Source organism: Methylocapsa sp. S129 (genome assembly GCF_009765995.1).
Taxonomy (GTDB): domain Bacteria; phylum Pseudomonadota; class Alphaproteobacteria; order Rhizobiales; family Beijerinckiaceae; genus Roseiarcus.
On the sequence record NZ_LMUI01000048.1, the window covers coordinates 510663 to 519078 of the forward strand.

Below are 8416 nucleotides of genomic sequence, written 5' to 3' on the forward strand. Positions count from 1 at the left end.
GGAAGGCGGCCCCCCTGGAGCAAGCGCCGCGCGCCCATTCGCGCCGCCCCGTCACAACGACCGCGCGATAATCACCTTCATGATCTCGTTGGCGCCGCCGTAGATCTTCTGGATGCGCGCGTCGACGAACATGCGCGCGATCGGATATTCCTCCATATAGCCGTAGCCGCCGTGCAATTGCAGGCATTCGTCGGCGGTCTCGGCCTGTTTGTCCGAACACCAATATTTGGCCATCGACGCGGTGACCGTGTCGAGCTCCCCCGCGATCAATTGCATGACGCAATGATCGACGAACACGCGGGCGATCGTCGCTTCCGTCTTGCGCTCGGCGAGCTTGAACGCGCTGTTCTGAAATTCGATGATCGGCTTGCCGAACGCCTTGCGCTGCTTGGCGTAATCCACGGTGACCGCGATCGCGCTTTCCATCGCCGCGACGGAAGCGAGCGCCAGGGCGAGCCGCTCCTGCGGCAATTGCTGCATGAGCTGGACGAAACCCTGGCCCTCTTCGCCGCCGAGCAGATTCTCCGGCGGCACGATGGCGTCCTCGAAGAAAAGCTCAGCCGTATCGGAGGCGTGCAGCCCGATCTTGTCGAGGCTACGGCCGCGCCGGAAGCCCTCGCATTCCTCCGTCTCCACCACTAGCAGCGAAAGCCCCTTGGCGCCGGGCTCGCCGGTGCGCGCGACGACGATCACCAGATCGGCGGCGATTCCATTGGTGATGAAGGTCTTCTGGCCGTTGAGGACATAGGAATTGCCGACCTTCTTGGCGCTGGTGCGCACGGCCTGCAGGTCGGAGCCGGCGCCGGGCTCCGTCATGGCGACTGCGCCGACGAACTCGCCGCTCGCCATTTTCGGCAGCCAGCGCAGCTTCTGCTCATGCGAGCCATAATTGAGAATGTAATGGGCGACGATGGCGCTATGGACGCTGACGCCCGTCGCCATCTCCGGCACGATCGTCGCAATGTCCTCGATGACGGCCGCCTCGAAGGCGAAAGTCCCGTCGCCGCCGCCGTAGGTCTCCGGCACGCTCGGCAGCAGCGCACCCATGCCGCCCAAAGCGCGCCAGGCGTCGCGATCGACCATTTTAGCGCGCCGCCAGCCTTCCGCCTGGGGCGCGAGATCGGCCTTGAGAAAGCGGCGGAACTGGTCGCGAAAAGCGCTCAGCTCCGGGCTCATCCAGGCGGATTGATAAGTCATGGCGGTCCTCGTCGCTGTTCGCTCGGGCCGCCATCATAGCATTGGAAGCGTCAGGCGGCCCTGCGCACTGGCGCCTTGGCCTTGCCGCGCGCCAGGCGGCGCTTGACCGAGGACCACAAAGCCTTGATCTCGACCGCCGCGGCGCCGTGCGGATTGATTTCGGTGACGCCCCAGCCGTGGCGCGCCGCTTCCTGATAATCGACCCGGGCGAGAACCAGCGGCGTGATCAGGCCGCCCATCGCCTCGAGCGCCGCCGCGCCTTCCTCGACACGCGCGGTCTGCTGCGCAGGCGGGCACTGGTTCAGCACGAAGACGAATTCGGCGCGCAGCGATTTGAGGGTCTTGCGCGTCTGCTCGCTTGCCCAAAGGTCGAAAATATTGGGGCGCGAGGGAATGATGTTGAGATCGGCCGCTTTCATCGCCGCCTCGGCCGAACCGCCTTCGGCGCCTGCGGTGTCGATAATGGCCAGCGTGAACCCGTTCTTCTCCAGCGCCGCCAGGGTCGCCGGCAATCTTCCGGGCGTCACGCTGCTGACCGGCACGTCGTCGAGGCCGCGCGTTTTGGCCCAGCTCAGCAGCGAATGCTGCGGGTCCATGTCGATGACGAACACGCGCTCGCCCGCCTCATGGGCGGCGACCGCCAGCGAGGAAGCCAATGTACTTTTACCGGAACCGCCTTTTTGCGTAACAAAAGCAATAGTGCGCATCGATCCTGCCCCTTATTGAGATTCGCGCGAAGGCCGCGAATCATGGCCGGCGCTGTTGGTTAACGAATCGCTAGGACCTTCGCCCAATTATGGTTAACGAAACGTAACAATCGGGAATAAGCGCTGGAAGGAGCGTCTTTATTTCGCCCATGACAGGGGCGTGACTACGCCAATGCGGCGTGGACGAGATTGCGGAAGAGCTGACGGTAATAGTCGCGCTGGCCGAGCGCCTGGATCAACATGATCGCGATGAGTTCTTCCTGGGGCGCGATCCAGAACGCGGTGCCCGCCAGGCCGCCCCAGAAGAATTCGCCCGGCGTTCCCGGCGTCGGAGCCATGCCGGCCTCCCTGCGCACCGCAAATCCCAGGCCAAAACCATGGCCGGGCGGCAACAGCGACGGGGTTCCGTTTCTCACGGCGGGCCCCAGATGATCGGCGGCCATATAGGCGATGGTCTTGCGCCCGAGAATGCGCGCGCCGTCGAGGGCGCCGCCGAGATACAGCATCTGCAGGAAGCGCGCATAATCCTCGATCGTCGAGACAAGGCCGCCGCCGCCCGATTCGAATTTTGGCGCGACGCGCGCCTCGATCAGCTTCACCGGCGCGCCGGTGTCGGGATCGATCGGGAACCCTTCGGCCAGACGCTCGTGTTTCTCCGGCGGCGCGAAAAAGGCGGTGTCCTTCATGCCGAGCGGTCCGAGGATGCGCTCCTGCAGGAAGGCGCCCAAAGTCTGGCCCGAGACGATTTCGACCACCCGCCCGACCACATCCGTCGAATGGCTGTAATCCCAGGAAGCGCCGGGCTGGTTGATCAGCGGCAGCTTGGCCAGCGCCGCGACAAAGCCGGCGCTGTCGATTCCCGGGCTGCGCAAAGGCGCCTCGCCATAAAGGCGTTGCACGGCCGAGTTTCCCGTGAAGGCGTAGGTGAGCCCCGACGTGTGGCGCAGCAGGTCCTGAACGGTGATTGCGCGCTCGGCGGCGATGAGTTCGAGCTTGCCGCCCCTCTCGACGCCGACCCGCATATCGGCGAATTCCGGGATGAATTTGGCGAGCGGATCGGAAATGAACAGCCGCCCTTCCTCGACCAGCATCATCAGCGCGACGGAGACGATCGGCTTGGTCATCGAATAGATGCGGAAAATGCCGTCGCCGCGCATCGCCGGCCCGTCCGGCCGCAACGCGCCGACATTGCCGCGATAGCCGACCTTGCCGTTGCGCGCGATCAGCATCGTCACGCCCGGCAAACGCGCGGCGTCGACCTCGCGCTGCATGATCGCCTCAAGCCGGGCGAGGCCGGCGGGGGACAAGCCGACATCCTCCGGCTTGGCCGTCGGCAGAGCGAGGGAGAGGCTGATGGGCGCATCGGTCATGGGGCGATCTCGGAGAAGGTGAGGGTGTAAACTGTCGGCCGAGATTGTCGCAAGCGGATGGTTCGAGCAAGCGCGCGGCGTGATCCCCCTTCTCCCGAGAATCGGGAGAAGGGGGCGCGCAGCGCCGGATGAGGGCCTCTCGGCGTGGGAGATCCTTTTAACGCCGCACCCAGCTTCCGCGCCCTCATCTCAAGACGAATGCGAAGCATTCGTCCGCGACCCGACTTTGTCGGGCCACCTTCCGCCCAAGGCGGAGAAGGGCTTCCGCGCGCTGGACTTGCGCCGCCTTGCGCGACAATGTCTTGGCATGGCCGACCTCTTCCAAGTCTCCCTCGCCAAAGACGCGCCGCGCCCGCTCGCCGACCGGCTGCGCCCGCAAAACCTCGAAGAGGTTGCGGGGCAGGATCATCTGCTCGGCCCCGACGGCGCGCTGACGCGCATGACCCATGCGCCGACCCTGGGCTCGATGATTTTCTGGGGGCCGCCCGGCACTGGCAAGACGACGGTGGCGCGGCTGAGCGCGCAGGGCACCAAGCTCGCCTTCGTGCAGGTCTCAGCGATCTTCTCCGGCGTCGCGGAACTCAAGAAAATCTTCGAGGCGGCGCGCGAACGCCGCGCGATGGGGCAGGGCACTTTGCTGTTCGTCGATGAAATCCATCGCTTCAATCGCGCCCAGCAGGATTCGTTCCTGCCCGTCATGGAGGACGGCACGGTCACGCTGATCGGCGCGACGACGGAGAATCCGTCGTTCGAACTCAACGCCGCGCTTCTGTCGCGCGCGCGCGTGCTGGTGTTTCGAGCGCTCGATGAGGCGGCGATCGAAAAGCTGCTGGCGCGCGCCGAAGTCCTGATGGCGCGCGCGCTGCCGCTCGACGCGCCGGCGCGCGCCGCGCTTGTGCGCATGGCCGACGGCGACGGGCGCGCGTCCTTGACGCTCGCCGAGGAAGTCTGGCGCGCGGCGCGGCCGGACGAGAATTTCGACACCGCGCAACTCGCCGAAATCGTGCAGCGCCGCGCGCCGATCTACGACAAGGCGCAGGAGGGCCATTACAATCTGATCTCGGCCCTGCATAAAGCCGTGCGCGGCTCCGACCCCGACGCCGCGCTCTATTATCTCGCGCGCATGTTCGACGCGGGCGAAGACCCGCTGTTCATCGCGCGGCGCGTCGTGCGCATGGCGAGCGAGGACATCGGCCTCGCCGATCCGCAAGCGCTCGTCGTCGCCAACGCCGCCAAGGACGCGTTCGATTTCCTCGGGACGCCGGAAGGCGAACTCGCCATCGCGCAGGCCATCGTCTATGTCGCGACGGCGCCGAAGTCCAACGCGATGTACGTTGCGTTCAAGGAGGCGAGCCGGCTCGCCAAGGAGCATGGCTCACTGATGCCGCCCAAGGTCATTCTCAACGCGCCGACCAAGCTGATGCGCGCCGAAAATTACGGCGCCGGCTATGCCTATGACCACGACCAGCCCGACGCCTTCAGCGGCCAGAACTATTGGCCCGAGGCCTTGGGGCGACAGAAGCTCTACGAGCCGGTCGAGCGTGGGTTCGAGAGGGAGATCCGGAAGCGGCTGGAGTACTGGGAGAAGTTGCGGCGGGAGCGGGGCGGGGGGTAGGGCCGCGCGACAATGCTGGGTCCGATCGCGAGCTCGCTTGGATGTCGCCTTTTCTAGAACCCGTGGGGGGGCTATAAGAACTTATCATGGCCAACGAACCCGAAAACCTCGTTCTTGAATTGCTGCGCGGCATTCGCGCCGACATGGCGACTAACGGCGAACTCGCGGAGGTGAAAGCCGATATCGGCGACGTGAGGGCCGAGGTGCATTCCCTTCGCGCCGATGTGGCTGCGGACCTTGTGTCGATGCAGGCCAAGGCCGAAGCCGATCAAAAAGCGACCCGGGACCAAATCGTTGGACTAAGGCGCGCCCTTGTCGAATATCATTCGGCGGTCATCGGCCACGGCGTGCTGATCAGCGAACTGGAGGCGCGGGTGCGGCGGGTCGAGCAGCATCTCAATCTTCCGGCGATCGACGCGCATTGAGGCGTGCGCCCGGCGGCGGCGCTATGAAAAGGCGAGAGTGCGTCCGCCCTCACGATGCGCGAGATCCCTTACGCCTGCAGTTTCGTTCATTGTTTGCTTGGCGGAGCAGGGCGCGCGAGCAATCAATGAATATTTGGCGCTGACGGCAGCGCCAACCCGCCGGGGACGCCAAGGCCGGGGCCCTTGTTCATAATGCCCGGCAGCCTTGCCCCTCTCGCCCCCCGCCGCTATAAGCCCGGCTCTTTTCCCTCAAGCGACAGAGCACGAACCGCCATGGCCAAAGAGCGCACGTTTTCGATCCTCAAGCCCGATGTCACGCGGCGCAACCTGACCGGCGCCGTCAATGCCGCGATCGAGAAGGCGGGATTGCGCATCGTCGCGCAGAAGCGCCTGCATATGACCCGCGCGCAGGCCGAGGCTTTCTATGGCGTGCATAAGGAGCGGCCGTTCTTTGGCGAGCTCGTCGAGATGATGACGGCCGCCCCTGTCGTCGTGCAGGTGCTTGAAGGCGACAATGCGATCGCCCGCTACCGCGAAGTGATGGGCGCGACCAATCCGGAGAAGGCGGCTCCAGGCACGATCCGCAAGGAATTCGCGCTGTCGATGGGCGAGAATTCCGCGCATGGCTCGGACGCGCCCGAAACGGCCGCGCTCGAAATCGCGCAATTCTTCTCCGCGAACGAAATCGTCGGCTGAGAGCGACCCTTCTCCCGCTTCGCGGGAGAAGGTGGCCTTTGCGTAAGCAAAGGTCGGATGAGGGCCTATCGGCGTGAGAGGTCCCCTGACGCCGCGGCCGGCTTTGCGGCACGCTTGCTTACCGCGTCGGCGTCGATTCCGTCTGCGCCATGGCGCCGACCGGCGGCGTCAGGTCGGTCCAGCCGTCGCCGACGCCAAGCACGCAGGCCGTGCCTTCCGCTGAAACAGAAGCGGCGGTCCAGGTTCCGGCCGGCGACGTGAAGATCACGACCAGCGCGCCCGAATCGGCAAGTCCCATTCCGACCGGCTTTTCGTTGAAATTGCTCGCGAGGGTCTTGGCGACTTGCTCGCGCGGCGCGCATTGCGCGGCCATCGCCGGCGCGGCGAGCGCGCATAGCGCGGCGGCGCTCACGATCATCGTCCGGCTTCGTCTCAATCCATGTGTAAGAAAGCTTGTCATCGTCATCACTCCGTAGCGCGTCCGAGCGCCCGGGATCTCGATGAGGAACCACCGAGCGAGGCTCAGGCGCTGCGACAAACCGCTGTTTTGGCCATTGATCGCTCCTCCGGGCAGTCAACTTCCGCCACACAGTCGATGTTGGGATTTACGGGACGATTTCAACGGCGGCGCCTTTCACGAATGGGTGAAAGCCGCGCGTCGTCTTGCGCCGCCTCGCGATCGGCCTACACTTCCGGCGGGCCAAAAGGCCAAGCCAAATCTCAGGGAGAACGCCTATGCTGAGCCGCCGCCGCATGATGCAGGGAACCGCCGCGCTCGCCCTCGCCGGGCTTCCTCGCGCGGCCTTCGCACAGGATCAGCCGGCCGCGCCGATCGTCTTCGTGCATGGCGACAGCGACGCCGCCGCGATCTGGCAGACGACCTTCTGGCGCTTCGAGAGCAATGGCTATCCACGCGACCGGCTGTTCGCGATCAATTTCACCGATCCGCAGGCGCGCGACGACGACACGATCGCGCAAGCGAACCGCTCCTCGACGCAAGACCAATTGCGCGAGCTGACAGCCTTCATCAACGGCGTGAAAGCGCAGACAGGCGCGGCGAAGGTGGCGATCGTCGCATTGTCGCGCGGCGGCTATGCGGCGCGCGGCGCTATCGCGGCCAATCCGGCAAGCGTCAGCCATGCCGTGCTCGGCGGCACGCCCAATCATGGCGTGTTCGCGATCGATGCGCTCTTGGGGAGCGAATATAACGGCCGCGGGCCGTTCCTGATGAAGCTCAATGCCGGCGACAGCGAGGTGACGCCGGGCGTGCCGTTCCTCACTTTGCGCAGCGACGGTTATGATCTCTACGCGCAGCCCGACGGCCGTTTCATCGGCCATCCGGGCGCGCCGATCAATGTGACCGCCGAAGGGCCGGCGCTGAAGGGCGCCACCAATCTTGTGCTTGGGCAGGTGGATCATCGCGGAACGGCGTGCAGCCCGCGCGCCTTCGCCGAAATCTACAAATTCATCGTCGGGCGCGCGCCGGCGCGGATCGCGATCGCGCCTGAGGCCGAGGTCGTCGTGAACGGTCTCGTCACGGGCGTCGTTGAGGGAACGCCGACCAACCGTCCTGTCGAAGGCGCGCTGGTCGAGGTCTATCGGATCTCCGCCGAGACAGGCGAACGGCAGGGCACCCCGGCGCATGCGAAGAAGACGGGCGCGGACGGCGTATGGGGGCCGGCGAAGTTCGATTCCATTTCGCCGCTGGAATTCGTCGTTACGGCGCCGGGCGCGCCGATCACCCATATCTATCGCTCGGTGTTCCCCCGCTCCTTCGCACAGCTCAATCTGCGGCCCTCGGCGGCTGTGGCGAAGGAGGATTCCGACGCGACGGCGATCGTGCGGATGGACCGGCCGCGCGGTTATTTCGGCCTGCCGCGCGACATCGTGCTGCTGGACGGCAAGGAGCCGACCGATATCCCGCCCGGCGTGCCCGCGACCTGGCATACGCAATTGAAGCTCGCGGCCGTGGAGGACCGCCCGATCGTCGGCGAATTCAACGAAGAGCGCATCGTCGCACGCGCCTGGCCCGCCAAGGACGGCCATGTGACGATTATCGAGCTAACGGCATAAACCGCCCGCCTCCCCTCTCCCGGAGGGCTACGGGATTCACACGAGTGATTTGCGTTGAGCGATTGCATATCCTGCGATCAAGTCGGCCAATCGTCGCCATCCCTCAGCCATGGTCTTGGGTCCGGGGGGTTTGTAATAGCAATTCCAACCTCCGAGCCTTGCGGTAATCCAGGCCAACCAGCTCAGCGAACCGCGGGAATGGGGATTTTTCTGCCGCTCAGTCTTGCCTTCGAGCGTCCTGCCGATGGTGTCGGCGGCCTCGATCAGGCTGGCGTCCAAGACGTCGGCGGCGGGACGCGCGCTGGCGTGGCGAGCGTCGGTGAGCTGAATGAT

8 protein-coding genes and 1 pseudogene are annotated in these 8416 nt (G+C 65.4%); 4 read left to right on the forward strand and 5 right to left on the reverse strand.

Going from position 1 to position 8416, the window contains the following annotated elements:
• Positions 1-51 precede the first annotated feature (51 nt).
• The 3 genes from GSQ90_RS27640 to GSQ90_RS27650 all read right to left on the reverse strand — a co-directional run bounded on the left by GSQ90_RS27640 (position 52) and on the right by GSQ90_RS27650 (position 3274).
• A complete protein-coding gene (locus GSQ90_RS27640; protein ID WP_158818154.1) occupies positions 52-1197 on the reverse strand; it encodes an acyl-CoA dehydrogenase family protein in 1146 nt (381 codons plus the stop codon).
• Positions 1198-1247: 50 nt separating this feature from the next.
• Positions 1248-1904, reverse strand: a complete 657-nt coding sequence (locus GSQ90_RS27645) for a ParA family protein (RefSeq protein WP_158818155.1) — start codon at positions 1902-1904, stop codon at positions 1248-1250.
• Between the two features lie 164 nt (positions 1905-2068).
• A complete protein-coding gene (locus GSQ90_RS27650; protein WP_158818156.1) occupies positions 2069-3274 on the reverse strand; it encodes a serine hydrolase in 1206 nt (401 codons plus the stop codon).
• Positions 3275-3581: 307 nt separating this feature from the next.
• Here GSQ90_RS27650 and GSQ90_RS27655 point away from each other — a divergent pair, with 307 nt between their 5' ends.
• The 3 genes from GSQ90_RS27655 to ndk all read left to right on the forward strand — a co-directional run bounded on the left by GSQ90_RS27655 (position 3582) and on the right by ndk (position 6010).
• On the forward strand, positions 3582-4889 hold the full coding sequence (locus tag GSQ90_RS27655; protein ID WP_158818157.1) for a replication-associated recombination protein A: 1308 nt from the start codon (positions 3582-3584) through the stop codon (positions 4887-4889).
• 86 nt (positions 4890-4975) lie between these two features.
• Complete coding sequence (locus tag GSQ90_RS27660) at positions 4976-5314, forward strand: hypothetical protein (RefSeq protein WP_158818158.1); 339 nt, start codon at positions 4976-4978, stop codon at positions 5312-5314.
• A 273-nt stretch (positions 5315-5587) separates the two neighbouring features.
• Positions 5588-6010 (forward strand): nucleoside-diphosphate kinase, encoded by a 423-nt coding sequence (gene ndk / locus GSQ90_RS27665; protein WP_158818159.1) that lies wholly within the window; start codon positions 5588-5590, stop codon positions 6008-6010.
• 118 nt (positions 6011-6128) lie between these two features.
• Here ndk and GSQ90_RS27670 read toward each other — a convergent pair whose 3' ends face one another.
• Complete coding sequence (locus GSQ90_RS27670; protein ID WP_158818160.1) at positions 6129-6470, reverse strand: hypothetical protein; 342 nt, start codon at positions 6468-6470, stop codon at positions 6129-6131.
• Between the two features lie 275 nt (positions 6471-6745).
• On the opposite strand from GSQ90_RS27670, the gene GSQ90_RS27675 reads away from it, so the two are divergent.
• Positions 6746-8083 (forward strand): hydrolase, encoded by a 1338-nt coding sequence (locus GSQ90_RS27675; RefSeq protein WP_158818161.1) that lies wholly within the window; start codon positions 6746-6748, stop codon positions 8081-8083.
• Between the two features lie 36 nt (positions 8084-8119).
• On the opposite strand, the pseudogene GSQ90_RS32190 reads toward GSQ90_RS27675, so the two are convergent.
• A pseudogene (locus tag GSQ90_RS32190) lies at positions 8120-8416 on the reverse strand (transposase); the annotation flags it as partial.